The 17,540-nt window shown below is 67.8% G+C and carries 12 protein-coding genes and 2 pseudogenes; 7 read left to right on the top strand and 7 right to left on the bottom strand.

The genetic code is table 11. From position 1 onward, the window contains the following. From FFS49_RS37650 to FFS49_RS37635, 4 genes and pseudogenes are all read left to right on the top strand, one after another. Positions 1-414, top strand: a pseudogene (locus FFS49_RS37650) (phosphomannomutase/phosphoglucomutase); the annotation flags it as partial. Between the two features lie 164 nt (positions 415-578). Then, positions 579-878, top strand: a complete 300-nt coding sequence (locus tag FFS49_RS37645; RefSeq protein WP_105818763.1) for an H-NS histone family protein — start codon at positions 579-581, stop codon at positions 876-878. Positions 879-1,130: 252 nt separating this feature from the next. Beyond that, positions 1,131-7,025, top strand: coding sequence for an excinuclease ABC subunit UvrA (uvrA, locus tag FFS49_RS37640; RefSeq protein ID WP_105818762.1), 5,895 nt, complete (start codon positions 1,131-1,133; stop codon positions 7,023-7,025). A gap of 475 nt (positions 7,026-7,500) precedes the next feature. Next, positions 7,501-7,788 carry a DUF1330 domain-containing protein gene (locus tag FFS49_RS37635; protein WP_105818761.1) on the top strand — a complete coding sequence of 96 codons (288 nt, stop codon included), beginning with the start codon at positions 7,501-7,503 and terminating at the stop codon, positions 7,786-7,788. 162 nt (positions 7,789-7,950) lie between these two features. Here the strand turns inward: FFS49_RS37635 and FFS49_RS37630 are convergent, their stop codons facing one another. The 4 genes from FFS49_RS37630 to FFS49_RS37615 all read right to left on the bottom strand — a co-directional run bounded on the left by FFS49_RS37630 (position 7,951) and on the right by FFS49_RS37615 (position 12,367). Beyond that, on the bottom strand, positions 7,951-8,802 hold the full coding sequence (locus FFS49_RS37630) for a CoA ester lyase (RefSeq protein WP_105818760.1): 852 nt from the start codon (positions 8,800-8,802) through the stop codon (positions 7,951-7,953). Between the two features lie 3 nt (positions 8,803-8,805). Further along, positions 8,806-10,005, bottom strand: a complete 1,200-nt coding sequence (locus FFS49_RS37625; RefSeq protein WP_105818759.1) for a CaiB/BaiF CoA-transferase family protein — start codon at positions 10,003-10,005, stop codon at positions 8,806-8,808. A gap of 10 nt (positions 10,006-10,015) precedes the next feature. Further along, positions 10,016-10,873 carry a MaoC family dehydratase N-terminal domain-containing protein gene (locus FFS49_RS37620; protein WP_137909735.1) on the bottom strand — a complete coding sequence of 286 codons (858 nt, stop codon included), beginning with the start codon at positions 10,871-10,873 and terminating at the stop codon, positions 10,016-10,018. Between the two features lie 321 nt (positions 10,874-11,194). After that, complete coding sequence (locus FFS49_RS37615; protein WP_105818757.1) at positions 11,195-12,367, bottom strand: acyl-CoA dehydrogenase family protein; 1,173 nt, start codon at positions 12,365-12,367, stop codon at positions 11,195-11,197. 112 nt (positions 12,368-12,479) lie between these two features. On the opposite strand from FFS49_RS37615, the gene FFS49_RS37610 reads away from it, so the two are divergent. Beyond that, a complete protein-coding gene (locus FFS49_RS37610) occupies positions 12,480-13,409 on the top strand; it encodes a LysR substrate-binding domain-containing protein (RefSeq protein ID WP_105818756.1) in 930 nt (309 codons plus the stop codon). Between the two features lie 123 nt (positions 13,410-13,532). Here the strand turns inward: FFS49_RS37610 and FFS49_RS37605 are convergent. Further along, positions 13,533-14,365 (bottom strand): annotated as a pseudogene (locus FFS49_RS37605) (AraC family transcriptional regulator). Between the two features lie 123 nt (positions 14,366-14,488). On the opposite strand from FFS49_RS37605, the gene FFS49_RS42270 reads away from it, so the two are divergent. After that, the gene (locus tag FFS49_RS42270; protein WP_171026898.1) at positions 14,489-14,677 is read left to right on the top strand and encodes a hypothetical protein; all 189 of its coding nucleotides are present in this window, start codon (positions 14,489-14,491) and stop codon (positions 14,675-14,677) included. Positions 14,678-14,693: 16 nt separating this feature from the next. On the opposite strand, the gene FFS49_RS37595 is transcribed toward FFS49_RS42270, so the two are convergent. Next, positions 14,694-15,485 carry an MHYT domain-containing protein gene (locus FFS49_RS37595; protein WP_105818755.1) on the bottom strand — a complete coding sequence of 264 codons (792 nt, stop codon included), beginning with the start codon at positions 15,483-15,485 and terminating at the stop codon, positions 14,694-14,696. A gap of 364 nt (positions 15,486-15,849) precedes the next feature. Here FFS49_RS37595 and FFS49_RS37590 point away from each other — a divergent pair, with 364 nt between their 5' ends. Beyond that, positions 15,850-16,494 (top strand): carbonic anhydrase, encoded by a 645-nt coding sequence (locus tag FFS49_RS37590; RefSeq protein ID WP_039360414.1) that lies wholly within the window; start codon positions 15,850-15,852, stop codon positions 16,492-16,494. 117 nt (positions 16,495-16,611) lie between these two features. Here FFS49_RS37590 and FFS49_RS37585 read toward each other — a convergent pair whose 3' ends face one another. Beyond that, a complete protein-coding gene (locus FFS49_RS37585; protein WP_105818754.1) occupies positions 16,612-17,346 on the bottom strand; it encodes an ABC transporter substrate-binding protein in 735 nt (244 codons plus the stop codon). Positions 17,347-17,540: the final 194 nt, after the last annotated feature.

Here is a 17,540-nt window from a genome sequence, read left to right as displayed (position 1 = left end):
AGCGGCCACGTGTTCTTCAAGGATCGCTGGTACGGCTTCGACGACGGTCTCTACACGGGCGCGCGCCTGCTCGAGATCCTCGCGAAGACGGCCGACCCGAGCGCGCTGCTGAACGGGCTGCCGGACGCGATGAGCACGCCAGAACTGCAGCTGTGGCTCGACGAAGGCGAGAACTTCCGCCTGATCGACAAGCTGCAGAAAGAGGCGAAGTTCGACGGCGCCGAGGAAGTCGTGACGATCGACGGCCTGCGCGTCGAGTACCCGGACGGCTTCGGCCTCGCGCGTTCGTCGAACACGACGCCGGTGGTCGTGATGCGCTTCGAGTCGGAGACGCAGGAAGGGCTCAAGCGTATCCAGGAGGACTTCCGCCGCGTGCTGACGGCCGCGAAGCCGGACGTCAAGCTGCCGTTTTGAGCGACGCGCGGGCGCGTGTCGTCGACGCGTCCGGCAGCGATGGGGACCGGGCCGACGGCGTGCCGCACGCGCACGCGGCACCCGTCGTCGATGAAACAACGATCCGTCGGGCGCGCGTGTCCCGTTCGGCTTTTCATGACGCTGGAACAATCGGGAGGAAAAGGATGTCGGGTTATCGTGAATTGAAGGCGCAAGCCGATGAGCTGATGCGGCGTGCCGAGGAGGCACGGCAGGCCGAACTGGAGACCGTTCTGCAGGAGGTGCGGGCGCGTGTCGCCGAATACGGACTGACGCCGCGGCAGGTCTTCGGCCGTGACGGGAGCAGGTCGCGGCGATCCGCGGCCACCGCGCCGAAGTACCGCGATCCGAACACCGGGTCGACGTGGTCGGGGCGTGGGCGTGAGCCCGCCTGGATCAAGGGCAAGCGCCGCGAGCGTTTCCTGATCGGGCCCGAGGAGGGCTGAGCGCCACCCGCCCGCCATTTGCCCTTCCGCCCGCCTGCGCCGAACGATGCAGGCCGCCCCGGCCCGCCAGCACATTGGCATCCTGCCCGCCGGATACGTTCATGGAAAACTGTATGAATATACAGTATAGTATCCGTCGAACTCGCGCGGCCCGGGCATGACCCGGGCCGCCCGTGCGCCGCGCCTGCGGGCATCCGCCGCAGCGTTCCGGCACCGTGAACTCTGGCTAACTCATTCAGACGGGCAGGCAAATTGTCATCCAGCAATCTGATCCGCATTCGCGGAGCGCGTCAGCACAACCTCAAGAACCTCGATCTCGACCTGCGTACCGGCGAGATGACGGTCGTTACCGGCCCGTCGGGCTCCGGCAAGTCCAGCCTCGTATTCGACACGCTGTACGCGGAAGGCCAGCGGCGCTACGTCGAAACCTTCAGCGCGTACGCCCGGCAGTTCCTCGACCGGATGGACCGTCCGCAGGTCGAGCGTGTCGACGGCGTGCCGCCGGCAATCGCGATCGACCAGACCAACCCGGTCCGCAGCTCGCGCTCGACTGTCGGCACGATGACCGAGCTGAACGATCACCTGAAGCTGCTGTACGCGCGCGCGGCCGAGCTGTTCGACCGCAAGACCGCGCGGCAGGTGCGGCACGACACGCCGGAGACGATCTACGCGGAGCTCGTCGAACGCACGCGAGCCGACGATCCGCGTGTCGTCGTCACGTTCCCGGTCGAGCTGCCGGAAGCGGTGTCCGATGAAGAAATCGCGCAGTGGCTGTCGGCGAGCGGCTATACGCGCGTGCAGGCGCAGCGCGAGGTCGCTTCAGCCACCGGGCCGCGCAAGGTGCTCGACGTGGTGGCCGACCGCTTCCGCGTGCAGGGCGCCGACAAGGTGCGCGTGGTCGAGGCGATCGAGGCGTCGCTGAAACGCGGCGGCGGGCGCGTGAACGTCTACGTGCTGCCGGCCGACGCCGAAAACGCGGTTGCCGAGCCGCAGGTGTGGCGTTTCTCCACCGGCCTGCACGATCCCGACAGCGACCTGCGCTACGCGGAGCCGCAGGCGGCGCTGTTCTCGTTCAATTCGGCATATGGCGCATGCGAAACGTGCCGCGGCTTCGGCCGCGTGATCGGCGTCGATCTCGGCCTCGTGATCCCCGACGCGCGCAAGACGCTGCGCGGCGGCGCGATCAAGCCGATGCAGACCCCCGCCTGGAAGGAGTGCCAGGATGACCTGATGCGCTACGCGGCGAAAGCCGGCATCCCGCGCGACACGCCGTGGTCCGAGCTGTCGGACGCCGAGCGCGACTGGGTCGTCAACGGGTCGCCCGACTGGAACGGCAAGTGGCAGAGCCAGTGGTACGGCGTGAAACGCTTCTTCGGCTATCTCGAGTCGAAAGCGTACAAGATGCATATCCGCGTGCTGCTGTCGAAATACCGCAGCTACACGCCATGCGACGTGTGCGGCGGCGCGCGCCTGAAAACGGAATCGCTGCAATGGCGGCTCGGCTCGAAAGAGAACGCGGACGCCGTGCTCGCGCCGGCCGGCCGCTTCATGCCGCGCGGCGTCGACTGGAGCCGTGCGCAGCTCGAAGCGTTGCCGGGCCTGACCGTGCACGACCTGATGCTGCTGCCGATCGAGCGCATTCGCCGCTTCTTCGATGACATCACGCTGCCGAGCGCGCTGCTCGACGATGCGCTGAAGCTGCTGCTCGCCGAGGTGCGCACGCGCCTGAAATATCTGTGCGACGTGGGGCTCGGCTACCTGACGCTCGACCGGCAGAGCCGCACGCTGTCGGGCGGCGAGGTGCAGCGGATCAACCTGACGACGGCGCTCGGCACGTCGCTCACGAAAACCCTGTTCGTGCTCGACGAACCGAGCATCGGGCTGCATCCGCGCGACCTCACGCGGATTGTCGAGGCGATGCAGCGGCTGCGCGACGCGGGCAATACGCTGGTCGTGGTCGAACACGATCCGTCGGTGATGCTCGCGGCCGACCGGCTGATCGACATGGGCCCCGGCCCGGGCGAGCGCGGCGGCACGATCGTGTATGACGGCACGCCGGGCGACATTCGTTCGGCGCACACGCTCACGGGCGAGTATCTCGGCGGCCGCAAGCATGTCGCGCATGCGTCGAACTGGGCGCGCCGGGTGGTCGACGCGAACACGCCGCGCATCGTGCTCGAAGGCGCGACCGAGCACAACCTGCGCGACGTGACGGTCGAGATTCCGCTGCAGCGGCTCGTCTGCGTGACGGGCGTGTCGGGGTCCGGCAAGTCCACGCTGCTGCAGGACGTGCTCTATCCGGCGATGGCCCGGCACCACGGCAAGGCGACCGAGTCGCCGGGCGCGTATCGCGGCCTCACGGGCGCCGACCAGGTCGGCGACGTCGTGTTCGTCGACCAGTCGCCGATCGGCAAGACCACGCGGTCGAACCCGGCGAGCTACGTCGGCGCGTTCGACGAGATCCGCAAGCTGTTCGCGAAGGCGCCACTCGCGCTGCAACGCGGCTACGGTGCCGGCACGTTCAGCTTCAACTCGGGCGACGGCCGGTGCCCGACCTGCGGCGGCTCGGGCTTCGAGCACATCGAGATGCAGTTCCTGAGCGACGTCTACCTGCGCTGCCCGGATTGCGACGGCAGCCGCTACCGCGCCGAGATTCTCGAAGTACGCATCGAGCGCGACGGCCGCGCGCTGAGCATCGCCGACGTGCTCGACCTCACCGTCAGCGAAGCGGCCGCGTTCTTCGCGACCGACGCCGAGGTGCTGCGCGTGCTGCAGCCGATCGTCGACGTCGGCCTCGAATACGTGAAGCTCGGCCAGCCGGTGCCGACGCTGTCGGGCGGCGAAGCGCAGCGGCTGAAGCTGGCCGGCTTCCTCGCCGAATCGGCGGCAGCCGTCAACGGCCGCCGGGTCGTCACGGAAGAAGCGCGCATCGCGCGGGCGAAGCTGTTCATGTTCGACGAGCCGACCACCGGGCTGCACTTCGACGACATCGCGAAGCTGATGCAGGCGTTCGGCAAGCTGCTCGCCGCCGGCCATTCGCTGATCGTGATCGAGCACAACCTCGACGTGATCCGCGCGGCCGACTGGCTGATCGACCTCGGCCCGGAAGGCGGCGACGGCGGCGGCCTCGTGCTGTGCGCGGGCACACCCGACGACGTGAAGGCCTGCGCCGAATCGCATACCGGCGTGGCGCTGCTGCAGTACGACCGCGCGATGGATGCCGAGCTGGCGCTCGCCGACGAAGGCAAGCCGCTGCAGGCCGTGCTGAACGCGGCGCGCGAGCGGCGTGCGATCGAAGGCGAAGACGTCGTGCGGATCGTCAATGCACGTGAGCACAACCTGAAGGCGCTCGACGTCGACATCCCGCACGGCAAGTTCAACGTGATCACCGGCGTGTCCGGTTCCGGCAAGTCGACGCTCGCGTTCGACATCCTGTTCCATGAAGGGCAGCGCCGTTACCTCGAATCGCTGAATGCGTATGCGCGCTCGATCGTGCAGCCGGCCGGCCGCCCTGAAGTCGATGCGGTGTACGGCATTCCGCCGACCGTCGCGATCGAGCAGCGGCTGTCGCGCGGCGGGCGCAAGAGCACGGTCGCGACCACGTCCGAGGTCTGGCACTTCCTGCGGCTGCTGTACGTGAAGCTCGGCCTGCAGCATTGCATCCACGACGGCACGCCCGTCACGTCGCAGTCCGTCGAATCGATCGCCGCGCAGTTGCTGCGCGATCATCGCGGCGAGCACGTCGGGCTGCTTGCGCCGCTCGTCGTCAACCGCAAGGGCGTGTATACGGATCTCGCGAAATGGGCGAAGGCGCGCGGCAGCACGCATCTGCGGGTCGACGGCGAATTCGTGCCGGTCGATCCGTGGCCGAAGCTCGACCGCTTCCGCGAGCATACGATCGAGCTGCCGGTGGCCGACATCGTCGTGTCGCCGGACAACGAGGCCGAACTGCGGCGCGTGCTCGACGAAACGCTCGAGCTCGGCAAGGGCGTGATGCATCTGCTCGCGCCGCTCGACGGGCTGCACGATGCGATGCAGAACGATCATTCGACCGCCCGCGTCGGCACGGTCAAGGTGCTGTCGGTCAAGCGCGCATGCCCGGTGTGCGGCACGAGCTACCCGGAGCTGGACCCGCGGATGTTCTCGTACAACAGCAAGCACGGCTGGTGCACGACCTGCGTCGGCACCGGCGTCACGCTCACACGCGAACAGCGCGCCGCGTACGACGACACGGTGCTCGCCGGGGATGACCGTGGCCGTGAGCAGACGCTGCCGTCCGACGAGCAGGAACCGGAAGGCGTGGGCAACGAGCCGTGCCCGGATTGCAATGGCACGCGGCTGAACCCGTCCGCGCGCGCGGTCACGTTCGACGCGCATCCGATCGTCGAGGTCGCGCAATGGACGGTGTCCGACACGCGGCGCTGGATCGACGGGCTGGCGCTGACGGGGCGCGACGCGCAGATCGCACGCGACATCGTCAGCGAGATCGGCAGCCGCCTCGCGTTTCTCGAGGAAGTCGGGCTCGGCTACCTGAGCCTCGATCGTGCGGCGCCGAGCCTGTCGGGTGGCGAAGCCCAGCGCATCCGGCTCGCCGCGCAGCTCGGCAGCAACCTGCAGGGCGTCTGCTACGTGCTCGACGAACCGACGATCGGCCTGCATCCGCGCGACAACCAGATCCTGCTGGACGCGCTGCGCAAGCTCGGCGACAAGGGCAACACGCTCGTCGTCGTCGAGCATGACGAGGACACGATCCGTCGCGCCGATCACATCATCGACGTCGGCCCGGGCGCCGGCAAGCGCGGCGGCACGCTGGTCGCGCAGGGCGCGGTCGCGGATCTCGCCGCGCAATCCGATTCGGTCACGGGGCGCCTGCTTGCGCAGCCGATGACGCACCCGCTGCAGCCGCGCCGCAGCGTGAGCCCGCCGGGCAAGAAAGGTGGCGCCGCGGTGCCGGAGGCCTGGCTGACTGTGCATGGCGCGCGGCTGCACAACCTGCGCGACGTCACGGTCGGCATTCCGCTCGCGCGGCTCGTCGCGGTGACGGGCGTGAGTGGCTCGGGCAAGTCGACGCTCGCGCGCGACGTGCTGATGACGAACCTGCTCGACGCGGTCGGCCGCTCGGTGCTGTCGTCGCCGGCCACGCGCCGCGCACGCAAGGCCGCGCAGCAGGACGCGCCGGCCACCAATCGCCGGTCGAGCGTGCTCGCGCGCAGCGCGCCGCGGCCGTCGCTGAACGTCACGCATGCGTGGCAGGGCTGCGAGTCGCTGAGCGGCTGGGAGCAGATCGATCGCGTGCTGGAAGTCGACCAGACGCCGATCGGCAAGACGCCGCGCTCGTGCCCGGCCACCTATATCGGCGTGTGGGACACGATCCGCAAGCTGTTCGCCGATACGCTCGAAGCGCGGGCGCGCGGCTACACGGCATCGCGCTTCTCGTTCAATACCGGCGACGGGCGCTGCCCCGCATGCGAAGGGCAAGGCGTGCGCACGATCGGGATGAGCTTCCTGCCCGACGTGAAGGTGCCGTGCGACGTGTGCCACGGGCAGCGCTTCAACCCGGAGACGCTCGCCGTCACGTGGCGCGGCCGGAACATCGGCGACGTGCTGACGATGGAGATCGACGAGGCGGTGGAGTTTTTCGCGCCGATCTCGAACATCGCGCATCCGCTGCAACTGATGAAGGATGTCGGGCTCGGCTATCTGACGCTCGGCCAGCCGTCGCCGACGCTGTCGGGCGGCGAGGCGCAGCGCATCAAGCTCGTCACCGAGCTGACGAAGGTGCGCGACGACATCACGCGGCGCGGCCAGAAGGCGCCGCACACGCTGTACGTGCTCGACGAACCGACGGTCGGCCTGCACATGGCCGACGTCGCGAAGCTGATCCGCGTGCTGCACCGGCTCGTCGATGCGGGGCACAGCGTCGTCGTGATCGAGCATGACCTCGACGTGATCGCCGAAGCCGACTGGATCATCGATCTCGGGCCGGAGGGCGGCGTGGGCGGCGGCACGATCGTCGCGGCGGCGCCACCGGAAGCGCTCGTCCAGGTGAGTGCAAGCCACACCGGGCAGGCGCTCAAGCCGGTGCTGGCGCGAACCGGGTCGGACGAAGGGGAAGCCGAGCGCGAGGGCGAAGCGCGGGTAGGGTGAGCGCGACGCTTCGTCTCGACGGCCCCGGTGCCGGGCGGTGCGCCCCCAGCTGACTTGCAAGCGGCTGGGGGCGCACCGCGATCCGGCTCATGCACCCCTCGTCGAGGGGTGTTTTCTTTTGGGGCTGCGGTCGACGCCCTATGCCGCCGCCGTGATCGCGTGGTGCACCCGCCGCCACAGGCCGGCAGTCCGATCGGCATGAACGCAAGCTGCCAGGTCTCGAACCCGGCGAGCACCGGGAATGGCTGATGGACATCGCATGCGAACAAGATGACGAGGCTGCCGCCATCGCGGCGGCCGCGACACGCGCCCGACCGATCGGGTGCGTCCATTGTCCATTGTTAATGCGGCTCGAATAGAGAGTTGGAATCAGGGGGATAAGAGAAAGCGCGCCCGATGGTTAGGATGAGTGTCGTTGTCCGGCGGACGATCTCCGGATCGTCCCATCATTCTCGAACGCATCAGGAGTGCAATCTTGGCGACCTATATCGTCTTCACGCATGAAAGCACGCAGGATCAGCAGGAACTCGATCTCTACCAGGACAAGGTCGGCGCGACGATCGCCGGCCACCCGTTGAAGGTGCTGGCCGCGTATGGCCCGCAGGAAACGCTCGAGGGCGACGGCCCGGAAGGGGGCGTGATCGTCGAGTTTCCGTCCGCGGACGCCGCGCGCGCGTGGTACGACAGCCCGGCATACCAGGCCATTGTTCAGCATCGCGTCAAGGGTGGACGCTTTCGGGCCGTGCTGGTCGAAGGCGTCTGACCGGGGGGCGAGCCTCTTGGCGACCGTCGCGGCGACTCCGCCTTCGGCGGGACGGTCGTGTCGCCGTTCAAGGGCGAGCCGGGCTTCCCGGCAGCGCGTTCGGCGCGAGCCGCGCGAGGCCGGCTGTCGAAGTCGCCGATCTTGCCGCGTAGTCGCGACGGATCATTTCCGCGTACCGGCGAGGCTCGCCTGAGCCGCACGAATCACCGGGAGATCGACCATCCGGCCGTCCAGGCTGAACGCGGCGCCGCCGTGTTTCGCGGCGGCGTCGATCACGCGGCGCGCCCACGCCTGCTCGTCTTCCGAATAGCCCATCGCATCGTTCACGCCGGCGACTTGCGCCGGGTGGATGCACAGCTTGCCGCCGAAACCGAACGCGCGCGCGCGTCGGGCATCGGCCGTCAGACGCTCGGCATCGTCGGTGCGCGTGGTCACGCCGTCGATCGGCGCGGGCAACTGTGCGCGACGCGACGCGGCCACGATCGCATGGCGCGCAAAGGCCAGCTCCGGCTCGTCGGGCGTTGCGCGCATGCCGAGGTCGAGCTGGAAATCCAGATGCCCGAACGCGACACGCACGACCTGCGGGTCGCGCGCCAGCGCATCGGCCGCATCGAGCCCGGCCAGCGATTCGATCAGCGCCACGAGTTGCGCGTGCTCGCCGAGCTGCTCCGCGACGTGGCGCAGCGCGCTCGCGTCTTCTGACTTCGGCAGCATCACGACCACGCGTTGCGCGGCCCAGTCGCGCAGCAGCGCGATGTCCGCGTCGTGCCACGGCGTGCCGACCGCGTTCACGCGCACGATGATGCGTGCACGCTGCTCGGCCGTCAGCAACGGCAGGTGCTGCGCGAGTTGCGCGCGTGCGTCGTCCTTGCTGTCGGGGCTGACCGCATCCTCGAGGTCGACGATGACGCAGTCGGCGCCCGAGTCGAATGCCTTCGCAAAGCGCTCGGGGCGGGTGGCCGGCACGAACAGCAGACTGCGCGCGTGATGGACGGGGGCGAGGGGCTTGGACATGGCTCAGATCACGCCGGCGGCGCGTAGTTGATCGATATCGGCGTCGGTGCGCCCGAGTTCGTGCAGGATGGCCGCGCTGTGCTCGCCCAGCGCGGGCACTGCATCCATGCGCGCGTCGAAGCTGTCGATCGTCGCGGGCGGCAGCAGCGCCCGCAGTTCGCCGGCCGGCGAGTCGATCGTGCGAAAGCGCTGGCGCGCGTGCAGTTGCGGATGCGTCCAGAGATCGCCGATCTGGTTCACGGCGGCGTTCGCGATCTGCGCGGAGTCGAGGCGCGCGATCACGTCCTGCGCGGTGAGCGAGGAGAATGCCTGCTCGATCACGGCCTTCAGTTCCGCACGGTGTTCGGAACGGCGCACGTTGGCGTCGAAGCGCGGATCGGTCGCGAGCGCCGGGTCGCGCAGCACGACATCGCAGAACGCTTTCCATTCGCGCTCGTTCTGCAGTCCGAGCATCACGACGCGGCCGTCGCCGGCCTTGAACGGGCCGTACGGGTAGATGGTCGCGTGCGCGGCGCCGTTGCGGGCCGGCTGCTGCTGGCCGTCGTACGCGTAGTACATCGGGAAGCCCATCCACTCGGCCAGCGCTTCGAGCATTGAAATTTCCACGTGCGAGCCGATGCCCGTGACGCCGCGCTGCAGGAGCGCGCTGAGGATGCCCGTGTACGCATACATGCCCGCCGCGATGTCGGCGATCGAGTTGCCGGCCTTGCAGGGCTCGTCGGCCGTGCCCGTGATCGACAGGAATGCCGCCTCGCTCTGGATCAGCAGGTCGTAGGCTTTCTTGTCGCGGTACGGGCCGTCGGCGCCATAGCCCGAGATGTCGCAGACGATCAGCCGCGGGTGCTTCGCGTGCAGCGCATCGAACGACAGGCCCAGGCGCGCGGCCGCGCCGGGCGCGAGGTTCTGCACCAGCACGTCGGCCTGGGCCACGAGTTCGCCCAGCACCGCCAGCGCGGCCGGTTGCTTCAGGTCCAGCGTGAGGCTTTCCTTCGACCGGTTGGTCCACACGAAGTGCGACGCGAGGCCGCGGGTGCGGTGATCGTATGCCCTCGCGAAATCGCCCACGCCGGGGCGTTCCACCTTGATGACGCGGGCGCCGAGGTCGGCGAGCTGGCGCGTGCAGAACGGCGCGGCAATCGCGTGTTCGAGCGCGACGACGGTCATCCCGCTCAGCGGGCCGGGTTGAGCTTTGCGAGCTTGCATGGTCGGATCGTTACTCCAGTTCGGCGCTGGCCTGCATGGCCAGCTGCCCGTGCGGGCCGCGCGCCCACAGGCGGGCGGCATGTCCTTCGAGCTTGCCGTTCACCGTGAACGGCGCGGTGTCGAACAGCGGGCTCACAGCCTTGAACGCGAAGCGGCGAACGGTCTTGCCGGGGTGCGTGCGGCGCAGTTCCTCCAGCAGCAGCATCGCGATCAGCGGGCCGTGCACCACGAGGCCCGGGTAGCCTTCTTCCTGCATCGCGTAGGGCCGGTCGTAGTGAATCCGGTGGCCGTTGAAGGTGAGCGCGGAAAAGCGCATCAGCAGCACCGGATCAGGCGTGACGATGCGCGAAAACTGTTCGTCGGTCGGCGCCGGTGCTGGCTCAGGTGTCGGCGCGCCGGCAGTGGCAGGCGGCGGCGCGTCGCGATACACGATGTCCTGTTCTTCGCGGATGGCCACGCCCTCGGCGTCGCTCGTCTCGTGCAGCACGATGACGAACACCAGCCGGCCGCTGCGGCCGGATTTGCTCTGCACGCTCAGGATCGTGGAGCGGCGGTGCACGGGGGCATCGACGGCCAGCGGGCGCAGGAACTGCAGCCGTCCGCCGGCCCACATGCGGCGCGGCAGCGTGACGGGCGGCAGGAAGCCGCCGCGCTGCGGGTGACCGTCGACGCCGACGTTCGACTGACGCTCGCCCGGCAGGAAGTACAGCCAATGCCACAGTGGCGGCAGCGTCGCGGGGAGTTCGGATGGGTTCGCGTAGTCCAGCGTTGCCTGCAGCAGACGCACGGGGGCCCGGGTAATCCGGTCCGTATGGTCTTCGCTGCGGCCGACCCACGCGTCGAAGGATTCGGAAAGCTCGACATTCATGGTGCTTCGTACTCGGTGATGGAAGTGTCCGGCAGGCAATCGACGCCGGTATTTCAGGTGCCGGCTGCCCTTGCCGTCAGCGTGCGTTGACCTGGTCGGGTACGGCCGGAGCAGGTCCGTTTCGAGGCTGTAGTCGGCCACGCTGAAGATCGGTGCTTCGGAATGCTTGTCGATCGAGACGACTGCCGTTGAACCCTTCATGCCGGCCAAGTGCTGGATCGTCCCCGAGATGCCGGCCGCGATGTACTGTTGCGGCGCGACGATCTCGCCGGTCTGGTCGATCGGGTACGAGCATCTTCATGGAGAGGAATCCTTCCGGAATCAGTAGGAACGAGGGAGCTGCAGCACGTGCTCGGCCACATGCCCGAGGATCATGTTGGTGGAAATCGGCGCGACCTGATACAGGCGCGTTTCGCGGAACTTGCGCTCCACGTCGTATTCGCAGGCTAAACCGAAGCCGCCGTGCGTCTGCAGGCACGCATTGGCCGCTTCCCAGCTGGCCTTCGCGGCCAGGTACTTGGCCATGTTGGCCTCGACGCCGGCATTCTGGCGCGCGTCGATCTTCTCGCAGGCGCGCCAGCGCATCAGGTTCGCGGCCTCCAGCTCGATGAACGATTCGGCGAGCGGGAACTGGATGCCCTGGTTCTGCCCGATCGGCCGGCCGAACACCTTACGCTCGCTCGCGTAGTCGCGCGCTTTCTCGAGGAACCAGTAGCCGTCGCCGATGCACTCGGCCGCGATCAGCGTGCGCTCGGCGTTCAGGCCGTCGAAGATCACCCTCAACCCCTTGCCTTCGGTGCCGAGCAACGCGTCTTCCGGCAGCTCCAGGTTGTCGAAGAACAGCTCGTTGGTCTCGTGGTTGACCATGTTGAGGATCGGGCGCACCGTCAGCCCGTTGCCGATCGCCTTGTCCAGCTCGACGATGAAGCACGACAGCCCGTCGCTCTTCTTCTGCACCTGGTCGAGCGGCGTCGTGCGCGCGAGCAGGATCAGCAGATCGCTGTGCTGGACCCGCGAGATCCATACCTTCTGGCCGTTGACGACCCAGCGGCCGTCCTTTTTCACGGCCGTGGTCTTGAGCTTGGTGGTGTCGCTGCCGGTGGTGGGCTCGGTCACGCCCATCGACTGCACGCGCAGTTCGCCCGCCGCGATGCGTGGCAGGTAGCGCTGCTTCTGCGCTTCGGTGCCGCTGAACACGATGGTGTTCATCACGTACATCTGGCCGTGGCACGCGCCCGAATTGCCGCCGGAGCGGTTGATCTCTTCCATGATCACCGACGCCTCGGCCATCGACAGCCCCGGGCCGCCGTATTCCTGCGGAATCAGCGCGGCCAGCCAGCCGGCCTGCGTGAGGGCCGTGACGAACGCTTCGGGATAGCCGCGTGCCTCGTCGATCTTGCGGTGGTAGTCAGCCGGAAACTGATTGCACAGGTCGCGAACCGCGTCGCGGATTGCCTGGTACTGGTCGGGGGCGGAGAAAACGGAGGCGCTCATGAATCGTGTCTCATCATCGGCATGGGTCGAGGCCATAATAAGTTTTGATGGATTTCTTAAACAATAGAATTTCCTGATCGTCGAATCAGTTTTTGGTATCGAGGTATCCGCGATGGATCTCAAGCAATTGCGCGCGTTCGTCACCGTGGCCGAAACGGGCAACGTCACCCGGGCGTCGAGCCTGTTGAATCTCGTGCAGCCGGCCGTGTCGCGCCAGCTGCGCCTGCTCGAGGACGACATGGGGACGGAACTGTTCGACCGCAGCCGTCACGGGATGCAGCTCACGCCGTCGGGCAAGACGATGCTCGAATACGCGCGCCGCATCCTCAACGAGGTCGCGCGGGCCAAGGCCGAGATCCAGCCGACCGAGGGGCCGGTGGCGGGCATCGTGAGCATCGGGCTGCTGGCCAGCACGTCGGACCTGCTGGCCACGCGGCTGGCGGGCGAGGTGGCGCGGCGCTACCCGCACATCCGCCTGCGGCTCACGATCGGCTACGCGGGCCACCTGCAGGACTGGCTCGAAGCGGGGGATGTCGATGCGGCGTTGCTGTACGGGCAGAAGGGGACGCCCGCGCTGCACGTCAAGGCGTTGATCGACGAGAGTCTGTGGGCCGTCGCGGCGCCGTCGGCCGCGCTGTCGCGCAAGCGGCCGGTGTCGCTCGAGCGGGTCGCGCGCGAGCCGTTCATCCTGCCTGCCGCGCCGCAGGGCCTGCGGGCGGCGATCGAGCACGCGGCGGCCGAGGCGGGTGTGACGCTACAGGTGTTCGCCGAAACCAATGCGCTGAGCGTGCAAAAGGAGCTGGTCGCGCAAGGCCACGGCTGGACGATCCTGCCGGCCGTCGGCGTGACGCAGGAGGTCGAGCGCGGCACCCTGAGCGCGGCGCCGCTCGCGTCGCCGGGCGTCCGGCGCACGATCGTGCTCGCGGCGCCCAGCAGCCGGCAGGCCACGGCGCCGGTGCGCTGCGTGGTCGGTGTGCTGCTCGATTGCGTGAAGGCTACGTTCGACCAGGGCGACTGGCCCGATGCGCGCTGGCTGGGCTAGAACGAGCCCGTTGTTGGCGTGAACTGCCTCCAGGGCGATCGTGGCTGACTCCGGCGGCGTGCCGGGCCGGAGTCAGCCATCGCCGGGGCGGGCCCGGCGTGACTCCGCAGGGCCGTGCGGCGCTTACTTCAACGGCATGCAGATGCGCGTCTGCAACTGCGCGGGTGGGGTGCTGCGCGGGTCGTTCAGGTACTGCTCGAACATCGGGAAGTCGGCCGGCACGTTGCCGCTCGCGGGCAGCCATTCGGAGAACATCCAGTTATACGGCCGGTCCATTTCGTTGTACGGCCCGGTGTAGGTCAGGATCGCGCAGCGGCCGGCTGGAATCTCGAAGCGTTCCAACTCGTCGCCCACTTCGGCGTCCGGCGCGACGGACATGCCGGCCATCGAGCGCAAGCGGTCGGCCGGCACCTGCTCGGGATCGTCGAAATACACGCCGAAGCCGATCGCCTCGGGGTGCGCCAGGCCGCGGGCGGCGGCCAGCATGAAGGCACGGGTGAAGACCGGGCCGATTGCCTGATAGCTGCCGTGGTGCGGCAGTGCGGCGAGTACGGCGCCAGGGAACGTTTCGATGGTAACGGGATACATGCCGAGCTCCTGTGGATTGAACGGAACGGAGCGGGCCGCGCGGTAGCGCCCCGGCGACAGGCCGAAGGTCGCGCCGAACGCACGGCTGAAGGCAGCATCCGACGTATAGCCGGCTTGCTGCGCAACCTCGCGCATGGCACCCCGGTCCCGCCCAACGCGACCGCCGCACGGTGCATGCGAATGCGCTGCACGGTGGCGTTCACCGTCTCGCCGATCATCGCGCGGTAGACGCGATGAAAGTGATACGGCGACAAGCACGCGAGGTCGGCCAGCAGATACAGATCCGGGTCGGCGTCGGGGTGGCTTGCCAGCCAGCGCAGGACGGGGTCCATGCGCCGGGCGTATTGGGTCAGGGTTCGGGTTTTCAATTGCGTGCTCCTGGAGGAGCAATGTAGGGTCGGCGGGTTTGCAGATTTTGCGGTTTTTCGGGGAAGGAGACATCGCGCCGGCACGCCTTCACACGCTACAGCCGCGCGAGCAATTCCCGCCGCATGAGCTTGCCGTTGCCGTTGAGCGGCAGTGCGTCGATCGGGATGATGCGCGCGGATGCTCGGGGCGGCGCGCTCGAGAACCGGATGCGCCTTCCGCTTGCGCGGCGCGCCGAAGCGGCCGTGCGCTCGTGCACCTGGTGTGCCGGGCTGGAAGAACAAGCGAAAGGCGAGTTCGACGTGCCCGGATGAAACCGAGCGGGCCCTGTCAGCGCGTGGGATTCCGTCGATCGAGATGGGTGCTCAATGTCGCCTGAACGCGTTCTCGCGCCTGGGTGTTGATCCTCGCATCCAGCACCATGATCACGGCGGCGACCAGGAAAATCACCAGGCTGAAAGTCACGACGATACCGGCCAGCCACGGTGCGGGCAGATCGGCGAGGGTCGCCGCCGAGTCGCTGCCTCGTTCGAAACTGGCCGCTGCCATGCCGCAGTAATGCATTCCGCACACGGCCACGCCCATGACGATGGCCGAACCGATCTGGCGTGTTCTGCCGAATGCGCTCGGCCGGCGCAGGTCGAAGGCCAGCAACAAGGCGGCGCCGCTTGCCAGGATCGCGATGATGACGGACAGCACGACCAACCAGGGCTGGTATCGAATGCCGGAGCAGATGCTCATTGCCTGCATGCCGAGATAGTGCATGCCGGCGACGCCAAGCCCCATGACGATTGCGCTGACAATGAGTAGCGGCCAATGCAGCGCGAATCGGGCGAGCGGGACGAAGCCGACTGTCGAAGCGGCAATCGCGATGAGCAAGGAAGCGACGGTGGTGGGAATGTCGTATCCGACAGCCACCGGCAGGTGAAATGCCAGCATGGCGACGAAGTGCATTGACCAGATGCCGAGCCCCATGATGCAACCGCCGAAAGCGATCCAGGGCCAGATCGAACGATTTCCGATGAGATTCAGGCGATCGGAGATATTGAGTGCCGTGAACGATGCGAGGATCGAAAGCAGGCAGGAAAGTACGACGAGCGAAAGGTCGTAGGTGCCGGACATGATCGTTATTCTCGGTTATAGGCTTTTTGGTCGTTTGAGGGCGCCCTGTTTTTGCGAGTGCGCCATCCCCTCGTGTTTCCCGCAAATATACCGAAACCCCGCATCGAATCAAGGGCGCCGCTGCCGAGTTAGGGTGGTGCGTCGGTGCGACGGACATCCGGGGATCGTGCCGGTTTTTCGGTCCCGGGCGGACCGGATCGAATGCGCCGTGCGCGCATGGGGGGCGCCGAGGGAGTCCGGCTGGCCGACGTCCGCGCCAGCCTCTTCACGACGTCGCCGATCTGCGATAATGTCGGCCGCCCTGGCGGACGGCAGCGTACGATCGCGTTGCCCGCCCGCCGTGAATTCGTATCAGGAGAGTCCCGTGCGCGACATCATCGACGGCTTTCTGCGCTTTCAGCGCGAGGTCTATCCGCAACGTGTCGAGCTGTTCAAGCAGCTCGCATCCGCCCAAAATCCCAAGGCGCTGTTCGTGACGTGCTCGGACAGCCGCGTGGTGCCCGAACTGCTGACGCAGCGTGAGCCGGGCGAACTGTTCGTGATTCGCAACGCGGGCAACATCGTTCCGTCGTACGGACCGGAGCCGGGCGGCGTGTCGGCCACGGTCGAGTATGCGGTCGCCGTGCTCGGCGTGCGGGATATCGTCATTTGCGGGCACTCGGATTGCGGCGCGATGGGCGCGATCTCACGGTGTACGTGTCTCGACCATATGCCGGCTGTCGCGAACTGGTTGCGCCATTCCGATGCCGCGAAAGTCATCAACGCCGCGCATCAGTTCGACTCCCCTCGGGCCAAGCTCGACGGTCTGGTGCGCGAGAACGTGATCGCCCAGCTCGCCAACCTGCGCACGCATCCGTCAGTTGCCCTCGCGCTCGAGCAAGGACGAATGAATTTGCACGGTTGGGTCTACGACATCGAGATGGGGCGCATCGACGCACTCGACGGCACGACGCGCCAGTTCGTCCCGTTGAGCGAGTCGCCGGCCACGGTGGCGGTCAAGTCGTACTGAGCGCCGGGGCCTCGCTCCGGCTGGCCGCAACCACCGTGCCGAATCGTGCAAGCTCAAGCGGCCGGCGGGAAGCGGGGCGATAACCGATCCCGGATCGCTGCGTGACGCCCCGTGCCGTCACGCTTGCGGCGCGACGGATGCGCCGGAGATGCCATGTCGCCGCAGCGAATCCGCGACGAAGCCCGACGCCTTCATTTCCTCGACGAAGGCATTCAGAGCCGCCGCGGCCGCTTCGCCGCGGCTCTTCGGCACGCCCATGGCCTGCCGGATCACCATGAACCGCTCGTCGAGCAGGCGCAGGCCGGGCGTTTTGGCGGCGTCGGCCTCGAGCTGCTGCTTCACGCCGGCGGCCACTTCCAGTTGCTGTTCGAGGAAGGTCTGCACGACGGCTTGCGACGTGGGCGCGCGCACGATCTGCGCGGCCTTCAGTTCGCGCGTGAGGAACAGGTCGTAGGCGCTGCCCTTGCCGACGGTCACGCGGTTGTCCGTCCGGTCGACGTCCGCGTTCGTGCGGATCGGCGAAGCGTCGCGCACCAGATAGAACCCCTCGATCAACACGTACGGCGCCGTGAACGCGACCGTTTCGCCGCGCAGTGGATCGACCGCGAAGAAGCCGAAATCGGCACGCTCGTCGGTCAGTGCCTGCACCGACTGTCCGGCGGTGTCGAACACGACCAGTTCCAGCTCGGCCGACAGGCGCTCGGCGAACGCGCGCGCGAGATCGATCGACACGCCGAACGGTTCGCCCGTCGCCGGGTCGCGGTTCGCGAGGATCCGGTTGCCGAGGTTGATCGACGCGCGCAGCTTGCCGGTCGGCGTGAACGCGGAGAGGACGGAAGGGGCGAGGGGCATGGGTGGCTCGTGGCGGTCGTAGGGGCAGGGTTTGGCGCGCGTCGATGTGCGACCGCGCGCCGGCATCGAGCTTATCACCTGGCTTTCGTCATCGAGCACCGTCGAGCGGCGCAAGCTCGACTTCCTTCGTTGCGAACGCGGTGACGCGCGGCATTTACCGTTTCCTCGTCCAGTGGCGTGAACCATCCGCCATG

This window comes from Burkholderia sp. 4NA327C6 (assembly GCF_005502655.1).
In the GTDB taxonomy this organism is placed as follows: Bacteria; Pseudomonadota; Gammaproteobacteria; order Burkholderiales; family Burkholderiaceae; genus Burkholderia; species Burkholderia contaminans.
This window is presented reverse-complemented; position numbering and strand designations above follow the sequence as displayed.

What these genes read in the sequence shown, in the direction of transcription:
- FFS49_RS37645 (WP_105818763.1), top strand. Translation starts at nt 579, where the DNA reads ATGTCGGGTTATCGTGAATTGAAGGCGCAAGCCGATGAGCTGATGCGG.
- FFS49_RS37610 (WP_105818756.1), top strand. Translation starts at nt 12,480, where the DNA reads ATGGATCTCAAGCAATTGCGCGCGTTCGTCACCGTGGCCGAAACGGGC.
- FFS49_RS37615 (WP_105818757.1), bottom strand. Translation starts at nt 12,367, where the DNA reads ATGAGCGCCTCCGTTTTCTCCGCCCCCGACCAGTACCAGGCAATCCGC.
- FFS49_RS37625 (WP_105818759.1), bottom strand. Translation starts at nt 10,005, where the DNA reads ATGCAAGCTCGCAAAGCTCAACCCGGCCCGCTGAGCGGGATGACCGTC.
- FFS49_RS37630 (WP_105818760.1), bottom strand. Translation starts at nt 8,802, where the DNA reads ATGTCCAAGCCCCTCGCCCCCGTCCATCACGCGCGCAGTCTGCTGTTC.
- FFS49_RS37585 (WP_105818754.1), bottom strand. Translation starts at nt 17,346, where the DNA reads ATGCCCCTCGCCCCTTCCGTCCTCTCCGCGTTCACGCCGACCGGCAAG.
- FFS49_RS37620 (WP_137909735.1), bottom strand. Translation starts at nt 10,873, where the DNA reads ATGAATGTCGAGCTTTCCGAATCCTTCGACGCGTGGGTCGGCCGCAGC.
- FFS49_RS42270 (WP_171026898.1), top strand. Translation starts at nt 14,489, where the DNA reads ATGAGCTTGCCGTTGCCGTTGAGCGGCAGTGCGTCGATCGGGATGATG.
- FFS49_RS37595 (WP_105818755.1), bottom strand. Translation starts at nt 15,485, where the DNA reads ATGTCCGGCACCTACGACCTTTCGCTCGTCGTACTTTCCTGCCTGCTT.